This window comes from Mucilaginibacter celer (assembly GCF_003576455.2).
GTDB lineage: Bacteria > Bacteroidota > Bacteroidia > Sphingobacteriales > Sphingobacteriaceae > Mucilaginibacter > Mucilaginibacter celer.
The window spans coordinates 313,632-338,730 of sequence record NZ_CP032869.1 but is presented as its reverse complement, the minus strand read 5'-3'; the positions used below and the strand labels follow the sequence as shown (position 1 = coordinate 338,730).

General features: G+C 42.0%; 28 protein-coding genes. 15 read left to right on the top strand and 13 right to left on the bottom strand.

Translation table 11 applies throughout. From position 1 onward, the window contains the following. Nucleotides 1–6: 6 nt before the first annotated feature. Together HYN43_RS01335 and HYN43_RS01330 are read right to left on the bottom strand one after the other, a co-directional pair. On the bottom strand, nt 7–897 hold the full coding sequence (locus tag HYN43_RS01335; protein WP_119407737.1) for a flavin reductase family protein: 891 nt from the start codon (nt 895–897) through the stop codon (nt 7–9). Nucleotides 898–1,030: 133 nt separating this feature from the next. Further along, nucleotides 1,031–2,026 carry a fumarylacetoacetate hydrolase family protein gene (locus tag HYN43_RS01330; RefSeq protein WP_119407736.1) on the bottom strand — a complete coding sequence of 332 codons (996 nt, stop codon included), beginning with the start codon at nt 2,024–2,026 and terminating at the stop codon, nt 1,031–1,033. 534 nt (nt 2,027–2,560) lie between these two features. Between HYN43_RS01330 and HYN43_RS01325 the strand changes: the two genes are divergently transcribed. From HYN43_RS01325 to HYN43_RS01300, 6 genes are all read left to right on the top strand, one after another. Further along, a complete protein-coding gene (locus HYN43_RS01325) occupies nt 2,561–3,718 on the top strand; it encodes a homogentisate 1,2-dioxygenase (protein WP_119407735.1) in 1,158 nt (385 codons plus the stop codon). Nucleotides 3,719–3,815: 97 nt separating this feature from the next. Continuing rightward, nucleotides 3,816–4,940, top strand: coding sequence for a 4-hydroxyphenylpyruvate dioxygenase (gene hppD, locus HYN43_RS01320; protein WP_119407734.1), 1,125 nt, complete (start codon nt 3,816–3,818; stop codon nt 4,938–4,940). A 422-nt stretch (nt 4,941–5,362) separates the two neighbouring features. Further along, a complete protein-coding gene (locus tag HYN43_RS01315; RefSeq protein ID WP_119407733.1) occupies nt 5,363–5,833 on the top strand; it encodes a YciI family protein in 471 nt (156 codons plus the stop codon). Beyond that, nucleotides 5,834–6,487, top strand: a complete 654-nt coding sequence (locus HYN43_RS01310) for a DNA alkylation repair protein (protein ID WP_119407732.1) — start codon at nt 5,834–5,836, stop codon at nt 6,485–6,487. It abuts the gene before it with no gap. A 454-nt stretch (nt 6,488–6,941) separates the two neighbouring features. Further along, nucleotides 6,942–8,426 (top strand): PAS domain-containing sensor histidine kinase, encoded by a 1,485-nt coding sequence (locus HYN43_RS01305; protein ID WP_119407731.1) that lies wholly within the window; start codon nt 6,942–6,944, stop codon nt 8,424–8,426. Between the two features lie 16 nt (nt 8,427–8,442). Beyond that, the gene (locus tag HYN43_RS01300) at nt 8,443–8,886 is read left to right on the top strand and encodes a response regulator (protein WP_119407730.1); all 444 of its coding nucleotides are present in this window, start codon (nt 8,443–8,445) and stop codon (nt 8,884–8,886) included. Nucleotides 8,887–8,930: 44 nt separating this feature from the next. Here the strand turns inward: HYN43_RS01300 and HYN43_RS01295 are convergent, their stop codons facing one another. After that, the gene (locus HYN43_RS01295; protein WP_119407729.1) at nt 8,931–9,911 is read right to left on the bottom strand and encodes a type I phosphomannose isomerase catalytic subunit; all 981 of its coding nucleotides are present in this window, start codon (nt 9,909–9,911) and stop codon (nt 8,931–8,933) included. Nucleotides 9,912–10,042: 131 nt separating this feature from the next. After that, on the bottom strand, nt 10,043–11,272 hold the full coding sequence (locus HYN43_RS01290) for an NADP-dependent isocitrate dehydrogenase (protein WP_119407728.1): 1,230 nt from the start codon (nt 11,270–11,272) through the stop codon (nt 10,043–10,045). A 215-nt stretch (nt 11,273–11,487) separates the two neighbouring features. Between HYN43_RS01290 and HYN43_RS01285 the strand changes: the two genes are divergently transcribed. Further along, complete coding sequence (locus HYN43_RS01285) at nt 11,488–12,198, top strand: hypothetical protein (RefSeq protein WP_119407727.1); 711 nt, start codon at nt 11,488–11,490, stop codon at nt 12,196–12,198. A gap of 87 nt (nt 12,199–12,285) precedes the next feature. Continuing rightward, the gene (locus tag HYN43_RS01280; protein WP_119407726.1) at nt 12,286–12,720 is read left to right on the top strand and encodes a hypothetical protein; all 435 of its coding nucleotides are present in this window, start codon (nt 12,286–12,288) and stop codon (nt 12,718–12,720) included. Between the two features lie 65 nt (nt 12,721–12,785). On the opposite strand, the gene HYN43_RS01275 is transcribed toward HYN43_RS01280, so the two are convergent. Continuing rightward, nucleotides 12,786–14,582, bottom strand: coding sequence for a DNA polymerase III subunit gamma/tau (locus tag HYN43_RS01275; protein ID WP_119407725.1), 1,797 nt, complete (start codon nt 14,580–14,582; stop codon nt 12,786–12,788). 108 nt (nt 14,583–14,690) lie between these two features. Here HYN43_RS01275 and HYN43_RS01270 point away from each other — a divergent pair, with 108 nt between their 5' ends. After that, the gene (locus HYN43_RS01270) at nt 14,691–15,275 is read left to right on the top strand and encodes a Uma2 family endonuclease (protein WP_119407724.1); all 585 of its coding nucleotides are present in this window, start codon (nt 14,691–14,693) and stop codon (nt 15,273–15,275) included. A 40-nt stretch (nt 15,276–15,315) separates the two neighbouring features. Continuing rightward, nucleotides 15,316–16,452: a hypothetical protein gene (locus tag HYN43_RS01265; protein ID WP_162996251.1), complete on the top strand. Its 1,137-nt coding sequence runs from the start codon at nt 15,316–15,318 to the stop codon at nt 16,450–16,452. Nucleotides 16,453–16,485: 33 nt separating this feature from the next. On the opposite strand, the gene HYN43_RS30085 is transcribed toward HYN43_RS01265, so the two are convergent. Both HYN43_RS30085 and HYN43_RS01260 read right to left on the bottom strand, forming a co-directional pair. Then, complete coding sequence (locus HYN43_RS30085) at nt 16,486–16,725, bottom strand: hypothetical protein (RefSeq protein ID WP_162996250.1); 240 nt, start codon at nt 16,723–16,725, stop codon at nt 16,486–16,488. A 93-nt stretch (nt 16,726–16,818) separates the two neighbouring features. Beyond that, the gene (locus HYN43_RS01260; RefSeq protein WP_119407722.1) at nt 16,819–17,439 is read right to left on the bottom strand and encodes a hypothetical protein; all 621 of its coding nucleotides are present in this window, start codon (nt 17,437–17,439) and stop codon (nt 16,819–16,821) included. A 135-nt stretch (nt 17,440–17,574) separates the two neighbouring features. On the opposite strand from HYN43_RS01260, the gene rpsF reads away from it, so the two are divergent. From rpsF to mtgA, 4 genes are all read left to right on the top strand, one after another. Next, complete coding sequence (gene rpsF, locus HYN43_RS01255; protein ID WP_119407721.1) at nt 17,575–17,937, top strand: 30S ribosomal protein S6; 363 nt, start codon at nt 17,575–17,577, stop codon at nt 17,935–17,937. Next, nucleotides 17,937–18,200, top strand: a complete 264-nt coding sequence (rpsR, locus tag HYN43_RS01250) for a 30S ribosomal protein S18 (protein WP_022833472.1) — start codon at nt 17,937–17,939, stop codon at nt 18,198–18,200. The genes rpsF and rpsR overlap by 1 nt, the downstream gene beginning before the upstream one ends. A gap of 16 nt (nt 18,201–18,216) precedes the next feature. Then, entirely contained in the window at nt 18,217–18,660 is a 444-nt protein-coding gene (gene rplI, locus HYN43_RS01245; protein WP_119407720.1) for a 50S ribosomal protein L9, read from the top strand. A gap of 205 nt (nt 18,661–18,865) precedes the next feature. Beyond that, nucleotides 18,866–19,534, top strand: coding sequence for a monofunctional biosynthetic peptidoglycan transglycosylase (mtgA, locus tag HYN43_RS01240; protein ID WP_425373719.1), 669 nt, complete (start codon nt 18,866–18,868; stop codon nt 19,532–19,534). Nucleotides 19,535–19,659: 125 nt separating this feature from the next. On the opposite strand, the gene HYN43_RS01235 is transcribed toward mtgA, so the two are convergent. From HYN43_RS01235 to HYN43_RS01210, 6 genes are all read right to left on the bottom strand, one after another. After that, a complete protein-coding gene (locus HYN43_RS01235; RefSeq protein ID WP_119407719.1) occupies nt 19,660–20,094 on the bottom strand; it encodes a hypothetical protein in 435 nt (144 codons plus the stop codon). A 14-nt stretch (nt 20,095–20,108) separates the two neighbouring features. Beyond that, a complete protein-coding gene (locus HYN43_RS01230; protein ID WP_119407718.1) occupies nt 20,109–20,723 on the bottom strand; it encodes a YdeI/OmpD-associated family protein in 615 nt (204 codons plus the stop codon). A gap of 99 nt (nt 20,724–20,822) precedes the next feature. Then, nucleotides 20,823–22,634: a translational GTPase TypA gene (gene typA / locus HYN43_RS01225; RefSeq protein WP_119407717.1), complete on the bottom strand. Its 1,812-nt coding sequence runs from the start codon at nt 22,632–22,634 to the stop codon at nt 20,823–20,825. 166 nt (nt 22,635–22,800) lie between these two features. After that, the gene (locus tag HYN43_RS01220; RefSeq protein WP_119407716.1) at nt 22,801–23,109 is read right to left on the bottom strand and encodes a type II toxin-antitoxin system VapC family toxin; all 309 of its coding nucleotides are present in this window, start codon (nt 23,107–23,109) and stop codon (nt 22,801–22,803) included. Between the two features lie 3 nt (nt 23,110–23,112). Further along, entirely contained in the window at nt 23,113–23,355 is a 243-nt protein-coding gene (locus HYN43_RS01215; protein ID WP_119407715.1) for a DUF2281 domain-containing protein, read from the bottom strand. 28 nt (nt 23,356–23,383) lie between these two features. Beyond that, nucleotides 23,384–24,172 carry an alpha/beta hydrolase gene (locus tag HYN43_RS01210; protein ID WP_245447111.1) on the bottom strand — a complete coding sequence of 263 codons (789 nt, stop codon included), beginning with the start codon at nt 24,170–24,172 and terminating at the stop codon, nt 23,384–23,386. Between the two features lie 169 nt (nt 24,173–24,341). On the opposite strand from HYN43_RS01210, the gene HYN43_RS01205 reads away from it, so the two are divergent. Beyond that, nucleotides 24,342–25,049, top strand: a complete 708-nt coding sequence (locus tag HYN43_RS01205) for an esterase family protein (RefSeq protein ID WP_119407713.1) — start codon at nt 24,342–24,344, stop codon at nt 25,047–25,049. Nucleotides 25,050–25,099: the final 50 nt, after the last annotated feature.

Below are 25,099 nucleotides of genomic sequence, written 5' to 3'. Positions count from 1 at the left end.
TAAAAATTATTCAATCAGCAATACCATCAATGCATCTTCCACCCTACCTTCGTCAAGTAGTTGTTTAGCCTTTAAATGTAACTGCAATTCGCGCGTTTGATTATCGCCGATGGTAGCATCAAGTACCTCCTTTATTTCGGATGTAAGCGCAAAAGCCTCTATCGCTTCATCGCCCGGAATAGTTTCAAGATTACCTAATTGTCCAAGATTGTTGCCTGTAAGCACCCTCGAATTGCGGATGGCAAAGGGCAATGCATCCACGCCGATGCCTATTTTAACGTTTGGCTTGGCTACTCTAAATAAATTATCTGCCGTAACGCGGCAATACCAATCGCCACCGAGGCGGGCAACCAAATCCATTTTGGTTTGATCTATCCCTCCGTTCTCAGCTAAAACAGCATCATTTATGTGCATAAGTTTTATTTCGGCCAGCACAAGGTTTCCGGCTCCTGCCCCCTCTCCTAATGCAATCACATTTTTCACCTCACACTCCAGTTGAACGTATGATTCGGCCACGCGCGGAGGTTTAACAAGTTCTGATGCCAGGGGTGTTAACCCCGATTTTACAAACTCATTCACTCCTTGTGAATACTCCACACTCGAGAGCGAAGTTTGCTGTACCATATCATAATTAACAATATTAATAACGCATTCGGGTACCTCATGTATATTTTCGAGCGTATGTTTAGTAGTGTTATCCCGTACCCTGCGCGATGGTGAAAATACGCACATAGCTGGATTTATGCTGAAGATATTGAAATAACTAAACGGGCTTAGGTTTATATTCCCAGCCTTATCAATGGTTGAGGCAAGGCAAATGGGCCGTGGAGCAATTACAGCGTTCAGATAGCTTTGAAGCTGCATTGCTGAAAGATCGGTTGGGTTGATGGTGGGCATGAGCGCGCTCTTAAAGACGTCATTGCGAGGCACGAAGCAATCCCAAACTTTACAGGGCGGACTTGCATGACCGCTTTGTTACCCGGGGATTGCTTCGTGCCTCGCAATGACGATGGGTTATATGCTGTGGAGATTATTTTTTTAACTTCAATATCGAAAAATCACTATTCGCCTTTTTAATGATATTGCCCAGCATACCAAGGCCGGTTATCTCCATTTCAACCAAATCATTGGGTTGCAGCCATTGGGGTTCGCAGTCGGCATTGTTGAGTAAGCCAGTACCGTTCAACTCTAAAAAACAACCGGTGCCAACTGTGCCCGAACCAATCACATCACCGGGTAGCACATCGCAGCCGTAGGCGGCACGCTCAATAATTTCGGCAAAGGTCCAGTCCATATCGGCCATGTTTCCGGCCGATACCTGTTTGCCGTTCACTACGCACTTCATTTCAAGGTTATAATTATTGCCGGTATGTCCGGGCTTTGCAGGTACTTTGTACTGCTCAAGTTCATCAGGTGTTACCAGCCAGGGTCCGATAACCGTCGAAAAATCCTTGCCCTTAGCCGGGCCAAGGTTCAGCAGCATTTCTTCCATTTGCAGGGTACGGGCACTCATATCATTCATAATCATATACCCGGCAATAAAGCTGTCGGCTTCGGCAGCAGTAATATTGCGGCCTTTTTTGTTCAGCACAACAGCCACCTCTAATTCAAAATCAAGCTTTTGAAAATGATCGGGCATGCATTCAATTTCGCCGGGGCCCTGTATGGCGTTATGGTTGGTGAAATAAAATATAGGGTACTGATCAAACTCGGGTATCATATCTAACCTGCGGTTTCGTCTTGCAGCAGCTACGTGCTGCCTGAAAGCGTAACCATCCCTGCAGGATGCCGGGTGCGGAACAGGTGCCATCAATTCAAAAAACAACTCCTCTTTAGCCTCTGTTTTCCCTTTTCTTATGTCGTTGTTAACGCGCATGGCACGCTCCATCAGTTCGGGGCCTCCCCATAAAAACTCGTTCATGTTATCAGGAATCAGCTTATCGCATGAGTTAAGATTATAAATATGGCCATTAACAAAAACGCCGAGGTGTTCGCGGTCTTCAGTTTTATAGGATACTAATTTCATAAGGATGGCTTATTGGTATAGGTCAAAGCTAATGATTTTTGGGTGAATGGTTGATTGAGTTGTCTGAATCATAATTTTCAGAATTTGAGAATTAACAGAATGAAATATCTAAACTAAATTTAGAAGAATACAGAATAACAGTGATTTTTAATATAATTACTAATTACACAATACTTTCATCAACTTATCTTCATTCTAAAATTCTGAAAATTCTTACATTCTGAAAATTCTGATTCAGACACCTGCTATTTGCTTCTTAAATAAATACGCCCTACCTTTATATCATGCTACGCATCCAAATGCATTTCCTGTTTTCGCTGGGCCTTACGTCCATGAGCGATGCATCATCTTTCAGGGATGCTGTGCTTGCCAAAATTGTGCTGGCGCAGTACTAATTACCAATTAACTTCCTTTCCTTTATTTCACTTAGCCATTTTTTAATGGTTAAAGCTATGCGTTTTGGGCTTTTTTCCGGCCTAAACACAAATCAGCATTTTATACGTTTTATTGTTAACCAATTAACAATTATAAGCCATGCCCGTTTATCATAGTTTAGGATCAATTCCGCCTAAGCGGCACACGCAATTCCGTAAGCCCGATGGCAGTTTATATGCCGAAGAGCTTGTATCAACCGAGGGTTTTTCGAGCCTTTATTCGCTGGTATACCATGCCCATCCGCCCACCATTGTAAAATCATTAGGCGAGCCTTACAGTGTAGAACCTAAAATAGCGCGCGAAAAACACCTGAAGCATACCAGCCTCATCGGCTTTAATATCCAGCCGCAGGATGATTACCTGCAAAGCCGCAAACCGGTACTGGTAAACAGCGATCTGCATATCTCGCTGGCCGCCCCACGCAAAAGTATGGTTGATTATTTTTACAAAAACAGCCAGGCCGATGAAGTGGTATTTATCCACGAAGGTATAGGGACGCTGAAAACCGGCTTCGGCAATATCAAATTTCAGTACGGCGATTACCTGGTGATACCGCGGGGCACCATTTACCAAATGGAGTTTGACAGCGAGGCCAACCGGCTTTTTATTGTAGAAAGCTTCAGCCCCATCCGACCGCCAAAACGTTACCGCAACCAGTATGGCCAACTGATGGAACACTCACCCTATTGCGAACGGGATATTAAACGCCCGGCCGATTTACAAACCTTTGATGAACATGGCGATTTTAAAGTGCTTATTAAAAAACAAGGGCTGATTTACCCCTACATCTATGGCACCCACCCTTTTGATTTTATAGGCTGGGACGGCTTTCATTATCCATGGGAATTATCCATTCATGATTTTGAACCGATAACCGGCCGGCTGCACCAACCGCCGCCTGTACATCAAACCTTTGAGGGAAATAACTTTGTGATCTGCTCATTTGTGCCCCGTAAGTTTGATTATCACCCCCTCTCTATCCCTGCCCCGTACAATCACAGCAATGTAGATAGCGACGAGGTTTTATATTATGTAGATGGCGATTTTATGAGCCGAAAAAGCGTGGTAAAAGGACAGATCACCCTGCATCCCGGCGGTATCCCGCATGGCCCGCATCCCGGCTCGGTCGAAAAATCGATAGGAAAAGAATCAACAGACGAACTGGCTGTGATGATCGATCCCTTCCGCCCGCTGATGCTTACCGAAGAAGCCATCGGCATTGAGGATGAAAATTATTATAAAAGCTGGCAGGAATAAGGTGAAAGGCGAAAGCTGAAAGGTAAAAGCTAAAAGGTTTTCAGAGCCCGGGCTTAAATCACTAATTCAATAATCCACTAAATCACTAATTAAAAAAATGACAACACAAACTTTAGATAAGCCAACAACCGCTACCGATTTTCTGCCCCTTAACGGTACCGATTATGTTGAATTTTATGTAGGCAATGCCAAGCAGGCAGCTCATTATTATAAAACAGCCTTTGGCTTTCAAAACCTTGCATATTCGGGCCCCGAAACCGGCGTGCGCGACAGGGCATCGTACGTTTTACAGCAAGGTAAAATCAGGATAGTGCTTACCACTCCCCTGCACTCCGATCATCCCATTGCCGATCATATTAAAAAGCATGGCGACGGCGTAAAAGTGCTGGCCCTTTGGGTTGATGATGCGTACGATGCCTTTGAGCAAACTACCAAACGCGGTGCCGAACCCTATCAGCAACCGCAAACCCTAACCGACGAACACGGCGAAGTACGCACCAGCGGCATTAAGCTATACGGCGAAACGGTACATATGTTTATTGAGCGCAAAAACTATAAAGGCTTGTTTTTACCCGGATACGAAAAATGGGAAAGCCGCTACAATCCAACCGATGCCGGCTTGTTATATGTTGACCACTGTGTGGGCAACGTAGGCTGGCATAAAATGAACGATTGGGTTAATTTTTATGAAGAGGTTTTAGGCTTCCGCAACATCCTTACCTTTGATGATAAAATGATCTCGACCGAATATTCGGCCCTGATGAGCAAGGTGATGAGCAACGGAAACGGCTACGTTAAATTCCCGATTAACGAGCCGGCCGAAGGCAAAAAGAAATCGCAGATTGAAGAGTACCTGGAGTTTTATGAAGATGAGGGCGTACAGCACCTGGCCCTGGCCACGCATGATATTGTAGCTACCGTAACCGAACTGCAAAACCGCGGTGTTGAATTTTTAACGGTGCCCACAACCTATTATGATGATCTAACCGACAGGGTAGGCCATATTGATGAGGATCTTGAACCTTTAAAAAAACTCGGCATCCTTGTTGACCGTGATGACGAAGGCTACCTGTTACAGATTTTCACCAAACCTGTTGAAGACAGGCCTACCCTTTTCTTCGAAATCATACAGCGCAAGGGAGCAAAATCATTCGGTGCCGGCAATTTCAAGGCTTTGTTTGAGGCGATTGAGCGCGAACAGGAAGCAAGGGGAAACCTTTGATTTGATTTCGGATTTGGGAATTTCGATTTCGGATTTAGGGATATTTAATTTTTGATTTGGAGCCGGGCAAAAGCCCGGCTTTTTCATGTTTTATTATTAATGCTATTCTACCCGTGTTGGCGTGTCTCCACGCCAACCACCAATATAGTAAGTATGGCAGGTTGCCTTGAACGCATGACAACCCTATGTAAATTATCCGGCTTTGCTATTGTCAAAAAAATCCGGTAATTTAAAGTTATAAACCGCGACACATCGACACCGAAACCGGGAAACTCTGGGACAGCTTAAACGAGGCTGAAAAACAGGAACTATTAATTGCCTTTGATGAAAGTTTTCTTGATGAAAATCTCATTCCCCATACTTTCGTAAAATCCACGCATCAAAAATGGCTACTATAACCAGTTTATAATTAATTTTCAGTCATGAAAAAACCGCTACTTCTTATTACACTATTGGCTTTTGCCGTTAACTGTCTTGCCCAAACAACGCCCGCAACAAAGCCCAAATACGACGCCGCCCTTGCCAAAAAACTTGGCGCTGATGATTACGGCATGAAAAAATACGTTATGGCCTTTTTAAAAGACGGGCCAACTCAACTTAAAGACTCCACCGCGAGGATGCAGCTGCAAATGGCACATCTTAAAAATATCGGTCGCCTTGCTGCTGAGGGTAAACTGGTTGTTGCCGGTCCGTTTATGGACGATCAGCCTGTAAGAGGCATCTTTATTTTTAATGTCGAATCTGTTGAAGAGGCCAAAAAACTAACCGAAACTGATCCGGCCATAAAAGCAGGCACTTTAGTGATGGAATTACACCCGTTTTACTGCAGTGCAGCGCTGATGCAGGTTGTACCGATTCACAATACCATCCAAAAACAAAGCATTACCGATTAAATGGATGTGCAGATCATCATCGACCTGCTTAAAGAGCAGGCCGATGCCTCCTATCTTAAAGGTATGCAACGTTTTGGCATTGACAACGCCACGGCGTTGGGCGTACGGGTACCTCATATCCGTAAACTGGCCCGGTTAATTAAAAAGGACCATGCATTAGCGCTGGCCTTATGGGATACCGCGATTCACGAAGCCTGGCTACTGGCCACTATGATAGCCGAGCCCAAACTGCTTACTCTCGAAGTGATGGATGCCTGGACCAACGATTTTTACTCGTGGGATATATGCGACCAGGCCTGCGGTAATCTCTTTATTTATACCCCCTTTGCGCTTGACAAGGCTGCAGAGTACAGTAACCACACCGGCGAGTTTGTAAAACGCACGGCCTTTGTTTTAATGGCCGAATACGCTGTACATCATAAAAAAGCCCCCGACGAAATATTTATCAATATGCTCCCTATTATTGAACGCGAGGCCGGTGATAGCCGAAATTTTGTAAAAAAAGCCATAAACTGGGCGCTAAGGCAAATTGGTAAACGGAATAATATATTAAAGGCCCGAGCTATTGATACAGCACATAACATATCCCACCAGCATACACGTGCGGCAAAATGGGTAGCTAACGATGCGCTTCGTGAACTATTAAGCAAATAAAACAACCTTCGTTTTCTAATCAGTTAAAACAAGTCAAAGCGCCTGTAAAATAGGACATTAAACTTTAGCTGCCCAGCCATTGTTTTTATTATTTATCTTAAACCGGCAAACCTTTTTACATTCCCATTACCGATAAGTATTTTATTGCAAATACTTTCACAACCGGCATCCTGCACTTTATTTATATAATATTACGTATATATTTTTATTATTACACTTCAAATAAGAATACCTACAACTACAACGATTAAAAAATACAAACAACAGTAAAAGAATACGTTATACAATATCAAAAAATATTACATTTGAACTGGCGTAGATTTTTATTTATGACTGATAAAAAATTCAACAAGTTCACACCTAAGGGTTGTAATTTTTATCATTTAAAATCATGGCACATATTTTACATGTAACACATGGCAAAATAAATTGAATTAGTGAACTTAAAGTTGATATGAGTTTTTTTGAAAAGGGCCCCCCCTTTGGTAATGATGCACATTTAACCCGATTGATTGACGATCTGAATGTGGGTTTCTGGGAATATAATTCAGTTTCAAAAGAGGTAAAATGGTCGGCCGGGTTTTACAGTATATTAGGTTATCAGCCTAATGAAATTGACAGTTCGGCCCAGGTTTTTTTTGAACACCTATTGTATTACCAGGATAAACCTGTTTTTTTTAACGCATTGCATCAAAGCCGGTTAAATCAGAACCCTCCTCCTATATCCATAAGGCTGTTAACTAAAAAAGATGGCTATCAGTGGTTTGAAAGCACAGTAAAAAAACAGGATGACGGCTATACAGATACCGTATATGGGTTACTGATTAATGTAAACACCTACAAACAGCAAAGCATAGCATCAGCAGGCAGCCAATTTACCCAACACGAAGCCTTTAAAATTGCACGCCTCGGTAATTGGGAAATAAATACGCTTACCCCTACGGCCATCACGCTATCGGCACAGGTTTATGATATTTATGATATTCAGAACCACCTGCAACTTAATGTAGAGGAGTTTATCAGTTTTTTTGAACCTCCTTACCGGCCTTTATTGCAGCAGGCTATTGATAGCGCCATTCAGTTTTGCCACCCATTTGATGCTGACTTACTGTTACGTTCGGCAAAAAACAACCTGTTGTGGCTAAAAGTAAAGGGCGTGCCTGTTATTGACGATTATGGCCGCTGCATAGCCGTAAAGGGTATTGTACAGGATATTGACAGCGAAAAGCGCAAATTGCTTAAGCTGGAACAATCGGTAAATTTACTTACCGACCAAAACCGGCGCTTGCAGAACTTTGCCTACATCGTTTCGCATAACCTCAGATCGCATACCGGCAACCTGCAGTTTATGGTTAACCTGTTTGAGCAAACAGAGGAAGAGGAAGAAAGGAACGAAATATTTTCGCACCTCAAAACCATCAGCGATAGCCTTAACCTTACTATTGAGCATCTTAACGAGATAGTTAAAATTCAAACCGAAATTACAAACGAGCGCAAGTTGGTTGAGCTTGAACCGCTGTTTAAAAACATCCGTTCGGCTTTAAAAAACAATATCGAATCTATAAACGCCATTGTTGAGTACGATTTTAGCCAATGCACCGAAATAAGCTATATACCGGCTTATATGGAAAGTATTTTGCAAAATTTGCTCACCAACTCGCTAAAATACTACCATCCTGGCAGGCAACCGGTTATACAATGTTATACGCTGAAAGAAAACAATCATATCTACCTTATTTTTGAAGATAACGGATTGGGGATAGATCTGGCCAGGCATGGCGATAAAATTTTTGGCATGTACCGTACCTTTCACCGGCATGCCGATGCCCGCGGGATAGGTTTGTTTATTACCCGCAACCAGGTTGAGGCCTTAGGCGGAACCATCAGCGTAGAAAGCACCGTAAATGTTGGCACAAAATTTACTATCAAACTGGTGTAGTAAAAATTTGAGAGAGATGATTGAAGAAGAAAATCCGGTGAGTACCTGGATTGTTGATGACGACCCGATTTACGTTTATGGAATCAGGAAATTAATGAGTATCAGGGGCGCAAATGCACAGGTGAGCCATTTTCCCAACGGCCTGGAAGCCATAAATCAACTTAAAAATTTATCAGAATCACACCAAACACCAGACATGATTTTGTTGGACATCAATATGCCAACCATGGATGGCTGGGAATTTATGAACGAATTTGCGGAAATAAAACCCCGGTTAGGGAAAGAAATTACCATATATCTTGTTAGTTCATCAGTTGATTTGAATGATATTAACCGGGCTAAAAGTATTCCCGGAATAACTGATTATATATTTAAACCGGTAAAGGGCACGCATCTTACCGAGATTTTTGCGAGCGCCCAGCAAAAGGTTAACGAAAGGATAAAAAAATACGGAACCTGAACAGGTTCCGTATTTTTTTATGAAGGCAGTAATATCAAGTGCCACTATTCAATATAGCTTTCTAATATTTTAAAGCCTCCGGTGGTTTCCAGTTCAACTTTATCGATGCTTTTAGGCAACAGGATACATTCGCCCATTTTAACGGCATAAGCCTGATCGTTGTATTTAAGGGTATAGCCGCCATCAACACAAACGTGTATTACAAACGAATCTAAAGCTGAGTAATCTTTAGCTGTGCTTTCGTCAAAATCAAGCACGTTGGTGGTAAAATATGGGCAGGTAACCAGTTTTACCGTTTCGTTTTCTTTAGGCTCGTATTTGGTTTTGTATTCAGGATAAAGCTTATAATCAATTGCAGCCAAAGCCTCTTCGGTATGCAGTTCGCGTTTGTTGCCTTTATCGTCTACGCGGTCAAAATCATAAATGCGATAAGTGATATCTGATGTTTGCTGAATTTCGGCTATTAGCAATCCTTTGCCAATGGTGTGCACCCTACCGGCTGGTAAAAAGAATACGTCGCCTGCGGCAGCCTCTTCCCTGTTCAGGATATCCATAATGTGGCCGCTGTTTAAAGCGTCTACATATTTTTCTTCGGTCATTTCCTTGTTAAAACCGGTAATCAGCGTCGAACCTTTGTCGGCCTCAATAATATACCACATTTCGGTTTTACCAAATGAGTTATGACGCGCCATACTCAGTTTATCATCAGGGTGTACCTGTACCGAAAGATCATCATTGGCATCAATAAATTTCACCAGTAACGGGAAGATGTTGCCAAAATGATCATATACCTTTTTACCAACCAGTTCGTCTTTATATTGCTCCAGCAAATCGGCTAATGATTCGCCCTCGAGCGGGCCCGAAGCTACCACCGAAACATCCGATTTTACACCTGATATTTCCCAGGTCTCGCCGCAGTTGGGCAGATCGCCAAAATCTTTATGTAAATAGGTTTTTATTTTCTGGCCGCCCCATATTTTGTCTTTGTATATGGTTTTAAATTTTAATGGATATAATGCCGACATAGTGTTATGTATTTGCCCGCTAAGTTAGGAGTTAAATGGATAATTGGAAACGCTAAATTGATTTACTTAAAAATCTATCCATACAAAAAAGGCCCGCTAAACGCAGGCCTCTTGTATAGGTTACGGTTTTATTATAAACCCAATTTTGCTTTCAAATTCTCGTCAATCGCAGCCAAAAATTCTTCGGTGTACAGGTAATCGGTACCGTGCTCAACTTTTGGTTTAATGGCGATAGCCAAATCTTTGGTCATTTTGCCGCTTTCAACAGTTTCGATACAAACCTGTTCTAAAGCCTGGCAAAAATCAATCAATTCCTGGTTGCCATCCAGTTTACCACGGAATTCCAAACCACGGGTCCATGCAAAGATAGAAGCGATTGGGTTGGTTGAAGTTGGTTTACCGGCCTGGTGATCACGATAGTGGCGGGTTACTGTGCCGTGAGCAGCTTCAGCTTCCATTACAGTACCATCAGGAGTAACCAGCGTAGAGGTCATTAAACCTAATGAACCAAAACCTTGCGCAACGGTGTCTGATTGTACGTCGCCATCGTAGTTTTTACAAGCCCAAACAAAGTTACCGTTCCATTTAAGGGCCGATGCAACCATGTCGTCAATCAGGCGGTGTTCGTAAACAATACCGGCTTCGTCAAATTTCTGCTTGTAATCGTTTTGGTAAATCTCTTCAAAAATATCTTTAAAACGACCATCATATTTTTTAAGGATGGTGTTTTTGGTTGATAAGTATAAAGGCCAGCCTTTAGCCAACGCCTGGTTAAAACAAGCATGCGCAAAACCTTTGATAGATTCGTCGGTGTTGTACATGGTTAAAGCAACACCGTCACCTTTAAAGTTAAATACCTCGAACGATTGTTCAGGGCTGCCATCTTCGGGTGTAAATTTAACGGTAAGTTTACCTTTACCTTTGGTAACAAAATCGGTAGCGCGGTACTGATCGCCAAAAGCATGACGACCGATGCAGATAGGGGCTGTCCAGTTAGGTACCAAACGTGGCACGTTTGACATTACGATAGGTTCGCGGAATACGGTACCATCCAAAATATTACGGATTGTTCCGTTTGGTGATTTCCACATTTGTTTCAGGCCAAATTCTTTAACGCGGGCCTCATCAGGTGTAATGGTGGCACATTTTATACCCACGCCGTATTCTTTAATAGCGTTGGCTGCATCAATGGTTACCTGGTCGTCGGTTTGGTCGCGGTACTCAATACCCAGATCATAGTATTTAATATCCAGATCAAGGTAAGGGGTGATCAATTTATCTTTAATGAATTTCCAGATTATCCGGGTCATTTCGTCGCCATCCAGCTCAACTACCGGATTTTCTACTTTTATTTTTGACATGCCTGATGTAGTTTATTTAGTTAACAAATGGCCCCAAATATATAAATTGACTTTATCAATTTAACAAATAACACAATGAAAAATAATTGATTTCGTTATAATGACAATTATATAGTAGGGTATAGTTGTTTTTATAAAGTTTGGTGCTATTTTTATAAAATTAAATCGTTCACAAAAAACAGGTGCCTTCCTAAGGCAGGCACCGCAGTTTATTTATGATAAAATATATACTAAAAACCTCCATCATAATCCTGTTTTGTTCTGTATCATTTTTTGCCAAAGCACAGGTAGGTTTTGATTATGCACAATATGATGTGGGTTTTGCTGCCGGTATTAACCAGGGCAGTTCAACAGATGTGCAGACGATAAAATCTACACCATCTATCAGTCTTAACTTTAACTATAACCAAACCCCATTTGTAAACTACATTTTTGAAGCTCAGATTGGCCGTTTAAAAGGTGGCGGCCCAAATACAAGCACAGAAAGGCAGTTTGAAAACCATTTCAGCGCCTATTCGTTCAGGATTCAATTGCAGGCCGGCGAAATAATTGATTACTCGCAAAGCGCTTTCGCCAACGGGTTAAAAAACTTCTATGTATCGTCGGGCTTAGGCTACATTAATAATAACGTTGTGGTACGTACTGACGATAAGCCTATGAGCGACGTAGGCCTTTATTTGCCGGGCGAAAAAAAGAATGAAGAGATTTTTATTCCCCTGCGTATTGGGTATGAATTTAAGCTTTTTAACAGCTACAGCCAACCGGGCGTAAAAATCGACATTGGCTATCAGTATAACTTTATTATGGGCGATCAGTTGGATGCATACATTGCAGGCACCCACAATGATGCCTACTCCATGTTTACCGTTGGCTTTAAATTTGCCATAGGCGGCGTAACTTCGTACAGAAAACAGATCCATTATTAAGCTTAAGGTAAAATCATTTTTTTGAGGGTTTATTTGTTTTTGGCAGGATTTTTACTGTGTATATTTATACTATAAAATCAAAACCCTATGAACAACGATGAAATTGACGAAGCGGGTTTCAATGACGATCTGCCTGATCGCGACGAAACCCTGAAAGACGAACTGGGCGAAACCATCGATAAAGATGATCTGAACTATAACCCGGACACCAACAGCTACGAATATGATGTAGCGAGCGACGACCCGGATTATGACCATCCCGACCCCTACAATACCACAGCCAAAAACGGCGAAGATTTTAACTCGACTTATGATGAGGCCAACCCTTACGATGTTGAAGGCGAATTTGACGAAGACCGCTCGCTGGAAACTGACGTAGACGAATTAGGGATGCATATCGACCATGGCCAAAGCGTACGATTAGACCCGGCCGATGCCTTTTTAGCCCATACTCCGGAAGATGACCGCGATGACCTTGACGAGGAGGGATACCCGAAAAACGATCATAAATTTAAGAAATAGGCTAATATTTTGGCATGATGCTTCTTAGCAGATTCATCATGCCAAAACATTTCACGCATTTGCTGCTAATCAAAATCGAGGTTAAAGCGTGTTTTTAACTCCATTAACTGTGGATTGCGTGCCGCCATGTGCTGAAACTTCTCGGGTGTGGTATAGGGTTTACGTACCACCTGCTGCTCGTCAACACGGGCATTTACCTCAATGCTAAAGTTTTTAAGTTCCGATCGCAGGTAGTTTAACATTGCCGGGCGCTCATCCCTGAAGCTGGTTTCCTGCACCATAGTGCCCACTATAATTTCGAACACGTAGGGCCTGAGCATTTTTGGCTTGTTAGCTGCAAAAATGGTGGCGAGATTTTTTTTTCCTTCGTTTTTTGCCTTGAGGGCAAACTCATCCCAACATTTTAAAAAGGCATCCATCGTAAAATCCTCCCTGCTGTCGCCTTTTATGTAAGGATCTTCCTCCTCTTCAACTACACTACCGTCTGCTGTTCTGATTTCACCTGTTAACGATGGTGTAAGCGTGCTTCGCGTAGGCATTACTACTTTCGGCTTTTCAGCAACGGGCGTTACTTTTGCAGGCGATGAAACGGACTCGGCAGGTGCTTTATCAGATGTACGGTTGGCTGGCGGCGCTACGTTAACTACGGGTTGTGGCGTAGTAGCAGGCGTTCCGTTTATGGCTATGGTTGCTGAGGTATCAGGTTTTTTTTTTAGTCCCCCGTCATCAGCGGAAGTTACAGTGAGTGGCGTGGTTGCCAGGTTAAAAACCGAAGGCAGATGGCACATTTTAAGCAGCGCAAGCTCCACCTGCAATCGCTGGTTTTTACTGAGTTTATAGCTGATATCGCACTGATTAGCAATATTCATGGCCGAGAGTAAAAACGATACCGAGGCCTGCTGCGATTGCTGCAGGTATTTGGCTTTAATGCCTTCACTAACTTCGAGCAGTTTTAAGGTTGATTGATCCTTACCCACCAACAGGTTACGAAAGTGCTCGGACAAGCCTGCTATAAAGTGAGCACCATCGAAGCCTCGCGAAAGGATCTCATCAAAAAACAACAGTGCTTTAGCGGTATCCTCGGCCAGTAAACTGCCGGTTATATTAAAGTAATAATCGTAATCAAGAATGTTCAGGTTATCAATAACCGAACGGTAAGTAACCTTTCCGCCCGAAAAACTAACAATCTGATCAAACATCGATAGGGCATCACGCAAACCACCATCTGCCTTTTGGGCAATAATGTGCAGGCCATCGGGCTCGTAGCTGATATTTTCTTTACCCGCAATCGAGGCCAGATGATTAGCCATGTCCTCTACCCTGATACGGTTAAAATCAAAGATCTGGCAGCGGGAAAGAATGGTTGGTAATATCTTATGCTTCTCGGTGGTAGCTAAAATAAATATGGCATAATGAGGCGGTTCTTCCAGCGTTTTCAGGAAAGCGTTAAAGGCTGCCTGCGATAGCATGTGCACCTCATCAATAATATAAACTTTGTAACGGGCGGCCTGTGGCGGGATGCGCACCTGCTCAATGAGGCTGCGGATATCATCAACCGAGTTGTTTGATGCAGCATCCAGTTCGTGAACGTTAAATGAGTTACCATTTTCAAAAGCCTTGCACGATGCGCATCGACCGCAGGCTTCGCCATTAGGCTGCAAATCGGTACAATTAATGGTTTTGGCCAGAATTCGGGCGCAGGTAGTTTTGCCCACACCACGCGGACCACAGAACAAAAATGCCTGCGCCAGCTGGTTATTTTTAATGGCGTTTTTGAGCGTATTGGTTATATGTTGCTGACCAACAACGGTTTCAAAAGTAGCCGGGCGATACTTACGGGCCGAAACAATGAAATTATCCACAAGTGCTAAGGTAGTGAGAAATTAGGTTTACTGAAAGAGGCCAATTGCTAAAATTTTGAACATGGGTGTCGGATAAAATCGTTATTTTTGAAATAAGTACTAATTGTTATGCAATTATCCGATCTCGACTTAACAAAAACTTATACATACGCCGACTACCTGAAGTGGACGTTTGACGAGCGCTTGGAGCTTATTAAAGGCAAGATTTTTAAAATGAGCCCGGCTCCGGGCTCGGTGCATCAACGCATTTCATTGCGTTTAAGCAGATGGATCGGGAATTATCTTGAAGGTAAATCATGTGAAGTTTTTTCGGCTCCGTTTGATGTGAGATTATTGCGAAAAAGCGAGTACGATAAAGAGATTATAACTGTTGTGCAGCCGGATATTTCAGTAATTTGCGACCCTGCCAAAGTTGATGAACGAGGTTGCCTCGGAGCTCCGGACATTATTGTTGAAATACTCTCGCCAGGAAATAATAAAAAGGAACTGAAGAATAAATATGATGTTTACGAAGAATCAGGAGTGCTTGAATATTGGATTATCCATCCGGCCGAAAAAACTTTTCTGAGGTATACACTTATTGAAAATAAATATCAGGCATCACGCTTGCTAACTACCGGAGATGAAGTTAGTACACCTGTACTTCCAGGTTTTATTTTAAATCTCGATGATTTGTTTGCCGAAAAACGGTAAACCAGACATATTTTTCCCTTTTATCCTTTCTATCCTCCCCATGAAAATTGCAACCACCTCACAAAGAAACAATACTGCACCCAAATCAAAAATCTACGCTAAATATGAAAAACTTTTAGCCGAAATTGAGAAGCAAAAACAATTTAAGATAAATATGGCTGAAGGTTTGCAAAAAGCCTACACCAAAATAGAGCATGATTTACTGCCGCTTGAAGATGAAGCGCAATTGCTGATGCGCGATTTCCTGATCAGAGTGGATGAACTTGCCACCCAGATCGGCGTTGGCAAGTATAATGAAGAATACCTGGTAAACTATATGGGTAACGAATTGGATAGCCTGCTCGATATCTTCGGACATCAGGACGCTGTACTATCTAAACTTCATGAAAAATATACCGGCTACTCGTTAGATGAACTCGCGGCCGATGATGATGCTGTTGGCCTGGCTAAATCAATAAGCGAATTGGTTGGTGTTGATATAGATGTGAAAGAAATGCTAAAAAAAGGCCAGGAAGCTTATTTTGAAGAATTCAGAGAAAAATTTGCCGAACAGATCAACAGCAGGCGCGAGGATTTTTTTAACAACCTTGATACCGAAGCCGAAAATAAAAAAAAGAAACCCGGGACCAAAAAGGTTTCGGACGAGACTGCCGATATAGCTAAAGACGCGCGCGGTATTTATATGCGCCTGATAAAAAAGTTCCATCCCGATTTGGAAAGAGATGCCGAATTAAAAGAACAAAAAACCGAAATTGTTAAGCAGGTAACCAAAGCCTATCAGGAAAATGACTTTTTTACCTTATTAAAGCTGCAACTTACCCATATTGATGATAATGAAACCGATGTGGCGGCAAGGGCTGATAATATGTTAAAACACTACATTAAGTTATTAGAAAGTCAGCTTTTGGAATTAAATCAGTCCATACACCAAATCCACTACAGCAACGGTACTACCGTAGCCGATTTTATTGATAAAAATGGAAAATTCAGCCCTCAAAAGTTTTCGGCCCAGCGCCGCCGGGCCGAAAAGCAAATTAACCAGTTAAAAACTGCACTTGCCGATTCAAAAAAACGCCCTAAAGGTTGGTTTAAGGAACAGATGAGCATGATAAAGGATATAGTTATGCAGCACATGATGCACGATATGTTTGGCGACATGTTTAATAACTTCAGGTAAAGATATTTTTTGAATTAACTAACCGGCGAAAACTTACTGCCAGTCATCATCAGGTAAATGATCATCATCTTCCGGGTCGGGTTCACCGCGGTCATTATCTACCTGTATTTCGTGCAGATCGTCCTTGTCGTCAAGTACATCGTCAAAATCTTCATCCTCTTCGTCATTCCAATCGCCTTGTAAAGGATCATCTCCGCCGCCGTACATTAAAATTTCATCAAAGGTGAGTGTTGATTTTGCTGTGTTCGCTGTTGAGTGAGTCGCGGTTTGCATAGCTTATGGGTTTTTCTCAATAAACCCCGCACCCGCTTATAAGTTTTAAAAAAAAGCGCTTTGCAGGTATTTTTACAAAGCGCTCTTTTTAGGTTATAAAAACGATATTGAGATTATCTCTTTTACTATATAATACCCATTTGCCTGCGGGAGGTATACCTCCATATCTTTCCAGGTTACTTCAATTTTTTTACCGGCTAACTTAGCAGCTTCGGCACCCATAAATTTCTCAGAGCCACCAAACTGCCTCAACCAGATAAATGATTTTTCAGATCCGGCTTTATCTGTTATAACAAGATAATTGAAGCCTCTATTATCAATGCGTTTAAAGGTACCGGTAACTGATTGTGCCACGTTTCCTTCCTCATCGCTACCTTTTGCCATTTTCATGGCCAGTTGCATAAATGATCCGCATTTTTGCTTCATCAGGTTTTTACCAATGTTAATACCTACATCATGCATGGCTGCCTGATTGGTCATGTCAACATTTTGTTCTTTGGCTACCTCAACCAATTGATCGGCATAGCTTTCAAAGCAATTCATAAAGGCATCGTTGGCTTCTTTTTTAGTTTTAATTTTTGATACATCAATTTTTGAAATGCTTTTGCAAAGCGAATCTAACAAGCGCTGTTGCGCAGGGCCAATTTCCTGAGCGTTTACTTTTACGCCGGCAAGCAAAAAAACTGTGATAATCAGGATCAGGTTCTTTTTCATCGTATTATTTTTTTGCCAAGATACTACCCCGGCTTCAATTTGTTTGCATTAAATAAAAACATTTGATATATACAAATCATATTTGTACATTTGCAGCCCCGTTTAGTGCGGGTAAATAATTAAAAATCAAGTATAATGCAACAGTACGAAATCGTGATCGTTCTAACCCCGTTGCTTTCAGAAGAAGTTGCTAAAGAGGCAAATGCCAAATTTAGCAAAATCTTAACTGATGGCGGAGCCGAAATTGTCCAGGAGGATAATTGGGGTTTGAGAAAATTAGCGTACCCTATCCAAAAGAAAACTACAGGGTACTATCACTTAACTGAATTTAAGGCTCCAGGTGAATTAATTAACAAATTGGAGGTTGAGTTAAGGCGCGATGAGCGTGTTTTGCGTTTCCTGACCATTGCTTTGGATAAACATGCCATTGCTTACAATGACAAAAAACGCAGCGGTGCTTTCAACAAAAAACCTAAAGCAGAGGAGGCAGCAAACTAATGGCTAACGAACAAATTAAATACGTTACCGCTCCAAAAGTGGAGGATAACCGTAAAAAATACTGCCGTTTTAAAAAGAACGGTATCAAGTATATCGATTACAAAGACGCAAACTTTTTATTAAAGTTCATTAACGATCAGGGTAAAGTATTGCCACGTCGTTTAACCGGTACTTCATTAAAGTTTCAGCGTAAAGTGGCCCAGGCTGTTAAACGTGCCCGCCACATCGGTTTATTACCTTACGTTACAGATTCATTAAAATAATAGGAGATTTAAGAAAATGGAAGTTATTTTAAAACAAGATGTAAAAAACCTGGGTGATAAAGACGATATCGTAAACGTGAAACCAGGTTATGGCCGTAACTACCTTTTACCAAAAGGCTACGCCATATTAGCTACCGAAAGCGCACGCAAAGTTTTAGCCGAAAACCTAAAACAAGCTCAATTTAAGCAAGAAAAAATCCGTAAGGATGCTGATGCTGTTGCAGCTAAATTAGAAGGTGTTAAACTTACTATTGGTGCTAAAGCCGGCGAAACCGGTAAAATTTTCGGTGCTATCAACACTATCCAGGTTGCTGATGCATTGAAAAAAGAAGGCTTTGACGTTGATCGTCGCCGTATCACTTTTGATCAGGAGCCTAAATTTGTTGGTGAATACGTAGCCAACATCAACCTGCACAAAGAAGTTAAAGTACAGGTTCCGTTTGAAGTAGTAGCGGAATAATTTATATTTCGGAATTCGGAGTTTCGATTTCGGATTTCTGTAAAAAATTATAATTTTTGAGGGTGTTTCGTTAATAACGAAACACCCTCTCTTTTTATAAGGAAATATTATAGCAGTGTTAAAGTTTTTCAACAAAAACCAAAAATCAAAGTCGGGCAAACGCAACTCAAAAGCGGATTCGAAATATTACGGCATACCTAAACTTATATTCAGAATTGTTAAGCTGGTATTTATTTTATTTTTTGGATTGAGTTTGTTGGGTGTGATCGCCTATCGCTTTATAAACCCTCCTTTTACCTGGCTGATGATAGAGCGCGGGTTTCAGCGTAAATCTGCCGGTAAGGAATGGAAGATAGATAAAAAATGGAAAGACTTTGACGAGATCTCCGACAATATGAAACGCGCCGCCGTTGCCGCCGAAGACCAGACCTTTCTTGAGCACCACGGCTTTGATTTTAACGCCATCGAAAAAGCTATCGAAAAAAACTCGCACAGCAAAAAATTGATTGGCGGTAGTACCATATCGCAGCAGGTAGCTAAAAACGTTTTTTTATGGGAAGGCCGCTCATTGTTGCGCAAAGGCATTGAGGCTTATTTTACCGTGCTGATAGAAACCTTCTGGAGCAAAAAACGCATAATGGAGGTTTATTTGAATGAGATTGAAATGGGTGATGGTATTTATGGTGTTGAAGCCGCTTCGCAAGCCTATTTTAACAAATCGGCAGCAGATTTAACCAGGCAGGAAGCCGCGGCTATAGCGGTGATTTTCCCGAGCCCTTTAAAATGGTCGGCTACTAATCCTACCAAGTATTTGAAGCACAGGCAATATTTGATCATGAAGAATATGCGGAGGTTAGGGCCGTTGGATTTTTAGGATCGAAGGGGGCTTCTTGTATAAATCAAATCATTGCGCACTTTGGCTAAAGCCAACTGTCATAACATGATTAACCGTCCCTTAAAAGGGACGGCAATGAAAGAGAATTTATTAGGTGGAATTTCTTAGATCTTATTCCATCGGGGCAATTTGCCAAAGAATTCTAAATGTCTTTTCAGCAATAAGTTCTCAATAACGGATGGGCAATCATCATTTTTATTATCGCTTGTTACATACCAATAAACATCCAACGCTTCAATATCCTCAATCAAAATCTGGCTTGGCCAGGAATTTTTTCGGGCAACCTTTCCAAACTGATGTCCATTAACAATTCTATCTTTTATTCCTCCGAGCCCTGCTCTTCTAACAGACACCAAACCGTCACTACCTCGTTTACCTGATCTACCTATGTAGATAAGTTCGATTCTACCTTTGGCTAACGCGTAAACTAAATAAACCCCACTCTTATTTGAAGGCGCGTTACAAACCTCCGATAATTTTACTTTACTTGTAAAGAAAAAATGTCCATTATCTTTGTATCTATTTAATTCATCAAACATTACGATACTATCTTTTACTTTTTATACTTCCAATGCCTTGACTTCCCTTCAGCAAGCCATTCTGCCGCTGTTTCCATGCGCTTAAGCCTTGTTGCTTCGCTTTTTGCCTCAGTTATCCATTCTATGTATTCCTTCTTCTGCGAGTAGCTAAACTGGTTTAAATTAAGCCAGGCTTGCGGGTGAGCTTCTAAAAAGGTTACAAAATAATCGGGCACCACCAATTCATCGCGTTGGGCTGGTGTTTTTTTCTGTGATGCCGGACGCGGCTTATTATCTTCATTCAAAGATACCGCCTGTTGTATAAATTCGATAAGCACCTCCTTTGGCGGCAGATCATCAATAGAGGTTAACCGCCCGAAGCTACCTGCTGCCTGATCGGCCAGGCTTAATATTTTTTGCGGATCGTACAATAACGATGCCTTCCAAAAACCGAACGAGCAATGCTGCTTAAACGCGGCCATATTGCACACCACGCCTTTGTAATCAAAAAACGGCATACTCCATTTCATGGTTTCGGTAATGCCGGGCGCTGCTTCATGCACCACGGCGCGAATGTATTTTAAAATAGGCTGAGCAAAATCGTCAGATTTTTCGATGTAAGCACCTATACGGTTATCGTAGTGTTCCATAAAACTAATTTAGCGATTAGGCTGATTATGCCAAAAACACGTCGCAAAAAAGCCCCTCCGAATGATCGGAGGGGCTTAAAAAAAACATATTATAATCAATTATTGATTAACAAACCTTTTAGCGTTTACTTTACGCTCGTTTTCGGTTAGATAGATCTTACGTAAACGCATGCTTTGCGGTGTAACTTCGATGTACTCATCGGCCTGGATATACTCCATCGATTCTTCTAACGAGAATTTGATAGCCGGCGCAATACGTACGTTATCATCACTACCTGATGCACGCATGTTGGTTAACTGTTTACCTTTAACCACGTTAATCACCAAATCGTTATCGCGGATGTGCTCGCCAAGGATCTGGCCTTCGTAAATATCAACACCCGGATCAACGAAGAAACGGCCACGATCCTGTAATTTATCGATAGCGTAGGCAGTTGTCTGGCCTTTTTCCATCGAGATCAATACACCGTTTGAACGGCCTGGGATAACACCTTTCCAAGGCTCGTAAGCTTTAAAGCGGTGCGCCATGATAGCCTCACCTGCAGTAGCGGTCAATACGTTGTTACGTAAACCAATGATACCACGTGACGGGATCTCAAACTCTAAATGTTGCAAATCGCCTTTTGGCTCCATGATCAACAGGTCGCCTTTACGTTGAGTAACCAACTCGATAACTTTACCGGAAACATCGGCAGGAACGTCAACGATCAGGGTTTCAACCGGCTCGCATTTAACACCATCAATGTGTTTAACGATAACCTGCGGCTGACCTACCTGTAACTCATAGCCTTCACGACGCATAGTTTCGATCAATACCGACAAGTGAAGGATACCACGGCCATAAACCAAATATGAATCAGGCGATTCGGTTTCAACAACTTTAAGCGCCAGGTTTTTCTCCATCTCTTTGTACAAACGGTCACGTACGTGACGTGAGGTAACAAATTTACCTTCTTTACCAAAGAAAGGCGAGTTGTTGATGGTGAACAACATGTTCATGGTTGGCTCATCAATTTTGATAACCTCTAATTGCTCAGGGTTTTCAAAATCGGCAATAGTATCACCGATATCAAAACCATCGATACCTACAACAGCGCAGATATCACCCGATTTTACTTCGGTAGCTTTTACTTTACCCAAACCTTCGAAAGTGTAAAGTTCTTTGATCCTTGATTTTTGGATAGTGCCATCGCGTTTTACCAACGATACCGGCATGTTTTCTTTGATGGTACCACGGGCAACACGGCCGATAGCGATACGGCCTACGAAAGATGAGTAATCTAACGATGTGATCTGCATTTGTAGTGTACCTTCGGCAATAGGCGCTGGTGGAATGTTTTCCAAAATAGCGTCCATCAACGGGAAGATATCTTCCGTTGGTTTTTTCCAATCGGTGCTCATCCAGCCTTGTTTTGACGAACCGTAGATAACCGGGAAATCCAGCTGTTCTTCGGTAGCTTCAAGGTTGAAGAATAATTCAAATATTTGCTCGTAAACCTCTTCAGGGCGGCAGTTTTCTTTATCAACTTTGTTTACAACCACAATTGGCTTAAGGCCCAAAGCCAAAGCTTTTTGAGTTACGAAACGGGTTTGAGGCATGGCGCCTTCAAAAGCGTCGCAAAGTAATAATACACCATCAGCCATTTTCAATACACGCTCAACCTCGCCACCAAAATCGGCGTGACCAGGGGTATCGATAATGTTGATCTTAACATCTTTATACCTTACAGATACGTTTTTTGAAACGATGGTGATACCACGCTCACGTTCAAGGTCGTTGTTGTCAAGGATTAACTCTCCGGTTTGCTCATTGTCCCTAAAAATGGCACAGCTGTGCAGGATTTTATCAACCAAAGTAGTTTTACCGTGGTCAACGTGCGCGATGATCGCAATATTTCTGATTTTTTGCATGAAAATGCCTCTATAAATTTGGCGCAAAGGTACGGTTAAATTATGAGATTATAAAGCGTTTAGCGCTTATAGTTTAGAATTAACATTGAGTTTACCAAACTACGCTTACGGGGTAAGCCGCAAAATGCTGATCGGCGGAGATAATTGTAAGATTCCCGGTAATAGCCTAAGCGATAATTAGCCGATCAAAAGGATCGCGATGATGATGTTCCAACTTGCCCAGTTGTTGAAGATGTTTAAACTCTATTGCCAGATCATTAAATCTGTTACTTGCAATAAAATCAGGAAGTGACTCAAAGCTCAAAGTTAAGTTCAGCTTGTTCAAACTTATCTTTATCGAAACTTCCCATAAAGTGGCGGTGCTGATAAATTTAACGGTGGTTTTGTCTTCAACGATAGCTTTTGCAGTTGAAGATAATTCAGTACTCCCATCTATGTACCACAAAAAAGCATGAGTATCTAAAAGATAATTCATGGCTTACATGTAGTCTTTAAAATCATCTAAAGGGGCGTCAAAATCATCAGCCATATAGCCAATAATCCCTTTCCCTCCTCCAAAACCTGGCTTAATTTTAAATACTTTGTTTTCAGTTATACTATTTTGCCCAACAAAATCGCTTACACTAATCCCGTTCTCGCTAAGTAAAGCGTCAATATATCCCTTAAGCTTAAGGTTATCAGGCAATACTTCAAATTTTTTTGCAATTATCCCTGTTCCCATAATAAAGCTAATTTACAAAAATTATACCCTATCTCCCAAAAGCCCAAACCAAAAACTTAGCCATCGCCTTACCCCAAGTAGCCGTATCATGCATCCCTCCTACCACTTCAACATACTGAATTTCTTCAGGACGTTTAAAGCCCTTAGCTTCCATTTCACTGATCAGGTCGGTAGTATCATCAATAGCATCGATGATGCCGTTTTTATTCCTATCGCTGGTTTCGTCTTTAGTGCCGGTTTGCAGCCAGGCCTCAATGGCCGGTTTAGCCTTAGTTTCGCGGATTACCTGGTGCATCAGCCTGTCGGCATCGGTGTAGCCTTTGGCGAGGTCTTTTCCCCTCCACCAAAATGAACCCGAAAACACGCCTGCTTTGTTAAACAGATGAGGGTTGTTCCAAACAATATCAAAAGCGGATAATCCCCCTAAAGAAAAACCGGCGAAAGCTGTGGTATCAAACGCATCAAAACCTGTTAACTGTTTTAACTGCGGTAGTAGTTCCTGTTTTATAAACCGGGTATAAATATCGGCTTTAGCTCCCCTACCCTTAAAATCGGGCTTGCCGGCAATACCATATTCATCAAGCCTGTTTTCGCCCGCGTGAATAGCTACAACCAATACAGGTTTTAAGCGGTGTGTATTGTATAAAGTTTCGAGGGTATCTCGAAGGCCGAGGCTTTCCACTTCCTGGCCGTCGTTAAGCAAAAGTAAATTCAATGGTTCAACAATATCACTATCTTCCGGTTTCAGGATAGTTAAGGTTACTTCCCGTTCAAGCAATTTGGAAGCTATGGTTATATCTTGTCGCGTTATTGTCATTTCAGTATCAAGCCAGCCCGGGTACATCTCTCTCTGTTTAAAATTAAAATTAAGGGCGCAAAAATAAGCTATCCTTTTTACTTTTTTGGGCGGATGATTAATATTATCAGGCTGTTGCCTATGTCAAACAAAGCTGTTAACTTACAGTCATTATAAAAACTACACGCTTTTGACAGAAAAATATCACCGTTGGCATTCCCCCAATACCAATACCGATCTGGAAATGCTGGTATTTGGCACCCGGGGTTACCCGGTTATCCTGTTCCCTACCACTAAAGGCCGCTATTATCAAAACAAAGATTTTAGATTGATTGAAAGTGTGCGCTGGTTTGTTGATAACGGCCTGGTTAAAATTTACTGCCCCGATACCATCGACGACAGGAGTTGGTACAACAAAGGCATCCACCCCGCCGACCGTGCCAAAACCTACGATGGTTACGACCGCATGCTGGTTAACGAACTTGTGCCCTGGGCCATGCACGAAACCGGCGTTAACCGCGTAGCCGTGGCCGGCTGTAGCTTTGGCGGATACCATGCCGCCAACTTTGCCTTTAAACATCCCGAAAAGGTAAAACACCTGTTTAGCATGGGCGGCGCGTTCAACATTAAAATGTTTACCGATGGTTATTATGACGATACCATTTTTTACAACAACCCGGTTGATTTTTTGCCCGGCAATAACCATAGTGATTTATGGAAGATGAACATCATTCTCGGCACCTCCGAGCACGATATCTGCAAAGGTTATAATATCGAACTATCAAACATTTTAAAGCAAAAGAATATTAAACATTGGCTGGACATTCGCCCCTTTGCCAACCACGACTGGCCCATATGGCGCGAGATGTTTCCGCATTATTTATCAACCATAAAGTAATTAGTGAATTAGTGAGTTATTGAATTAGCGAATTATGAAATAGCAACCCA

Bases quoted from the DNA above. Each gene is read 5' to 3' on its own strand.
- HYN43_RS01335 (WP_119407737.1), bottom strand. From the start codon at position 897: ATGCCCACCATCAACCCAACCGATCTTTCAGCAATGCAGCTTCAAAGC.
- HYN43_RS01330 (WP_119407736.1), bottom strand. From the start codon at position 2,026: ATGAAATTAGTATCCTATAAAACTGAAGACCGCGAACACCTCGGCGTT.
- HYN43_RS01325 (WP_119407735.1), top strand. From the start codon at position 2,561: ATGCCCGTTTATCATAGTTTAGGATCAATTCCGCCTAAGCGGCACACG.
- hppD (WP_119407734.1), top strand. From the start codon at position 3,816: ATGACAACACAAACTTTAGATAAGCCAACAACCGCTACCGATTTTCTG.
- HYN43_RS01315 (WP_119407733.1), top strand. From the start codon at position 5,363: ATGAAAAAACCGCTACTTCTTATTACACTATTGGCTTTTGCCGTTAAC.
- HYN43_RS01310 (WP_119407732.1), top strand. From the start codon at position 5,834: ATGGATGTGCAGATCATCATCGACCTGCTTAAAGAGCAGGCCGATGCC.
- HYN43_RS01305 (WP_119407731.1), top strand. From the start codon at position 6,942: ATGAGTTTTTTTGAAAAGGGCCCCCCCTTTGGTAATGATGCACATTTA.
- HYN43_RS01300 (WP_119407730.1), top strand. From the start codon at position 8,443: ATGATTGAAGAAGAAAATCCGGTGAGTACCTGGATTGTTGATGACGAC.
- HYN43_RS01295 (WP_119407729.1), bottom strand. From the start codon at position 9,911: ATGTCGGCATTATATCCATTAAAATTTAAAACCATATACAAAGACAAA.
- HYN43_RS01290 (WP_119407728.1), bottom strand. From the start codon at position 11,272: ATGTCAAAAATAAAAGTAGAAAATCCGGTAGTTGAGCTGGATGGCGAC.
- HYN43_RS01285 (WP_119407727.1), top strand. From the start codon at position 11,488: ATGATAAAATATATACTAAAAACCTCCATCATAATCCTGTTTTGTTCT.
- HYN43_RS01280 (WP_119407726.1), top strand. From the start codon at position 12,286: ATGAACAACGATGAAATTGACGAAGCGGGTTTCAATGACGATCTGCCT.
- HYN43_RS01270 (WP_119407724.1), top strand. From the start codon at position 14,691: ATGCAATTATCCGATCTCGACTTAACAAAAACTTATACATACGCCGAC.
- HYN43_RS01265 (WP_162996251.1), top strand. From the start codon at position 15,316: ATGAAAATTGCAACCACCTCACAAAGAAACAATACTGCACCCAAATCA.
- HYN43_RS30085 (WP_162996250.1), bottom strand. From the start codon at position 16,725: ATGCAAACCGCGACTCACTCAACAGCGAACACAGCAAAATCAACACTC.
- HYN43_RS01260 (WP_119407722.1), bottom strand. From the start codon at position 17,439: ATGAAAAAGAACCTGATCCTGATTATCACAGTTTTTTTGCTTGCCGGC.
- rpsF (WP_119407721.1), top strand. From the start codon at position 17,575: ATGCAACAGTACGAAATCGTGATCGTTCTAACCCCGTTGCTTTCAGAA.
- rpsR (WP_022833472.1), top strand. From the start codon at position 17,937: ATGGCTAACGAACAAATTAAATACGTTACCGCTCCAAAAGTGGAGGAT.
- rplI (WP_119407720.1), top strand. From the start codon at position 18,217: ATGGAAGTTATTTTAAAACAAGATGTAAAAAACCTGGGTGATAAAGAC.
- HYN43_RS01235 (WP_119407719.1), bottom strand. From the start codon at position 20,094: ATGTTTGATGAATTAAATAGATACAAAGATAATGGACATTTTTTCTTT.
- HYN43_RS01230 (WP_119407718.1), bottom strand. From the start codon at position 20,723: ATGGAACACTACGATAACCGTATAGGTGCTTACATCGAAAAATCTGAC.
- typA (WP_119407717.1), bottom strand. From the start codon at position 22,634: ATGCAAAAAATCAGAAATATTGCGATCATCGCGCACGTTGACCACGGT.
- HYN43_RS01220 (WP_119407716.1), bottom strand. From the start codon at position 23,109: ATGAATTATCTTTTAGATACTCATGCTTTTTTGTGGTACATAGATGGG.
- HYN43_RS01215 (WP_119407715.1), bottom strand. From the start codon at position 23,355: ATGGGAACAGGGATAATTGCAAAAAAATTTGAAGTATTGCCTGATAAC.
- HYN43_RS01210 (WP_245447111.1), bottom strand. From the start codon at position 24,172: ATGACAATAACGCGACAAGATATAACCATAGCTTCCAAATTGCTTGAA.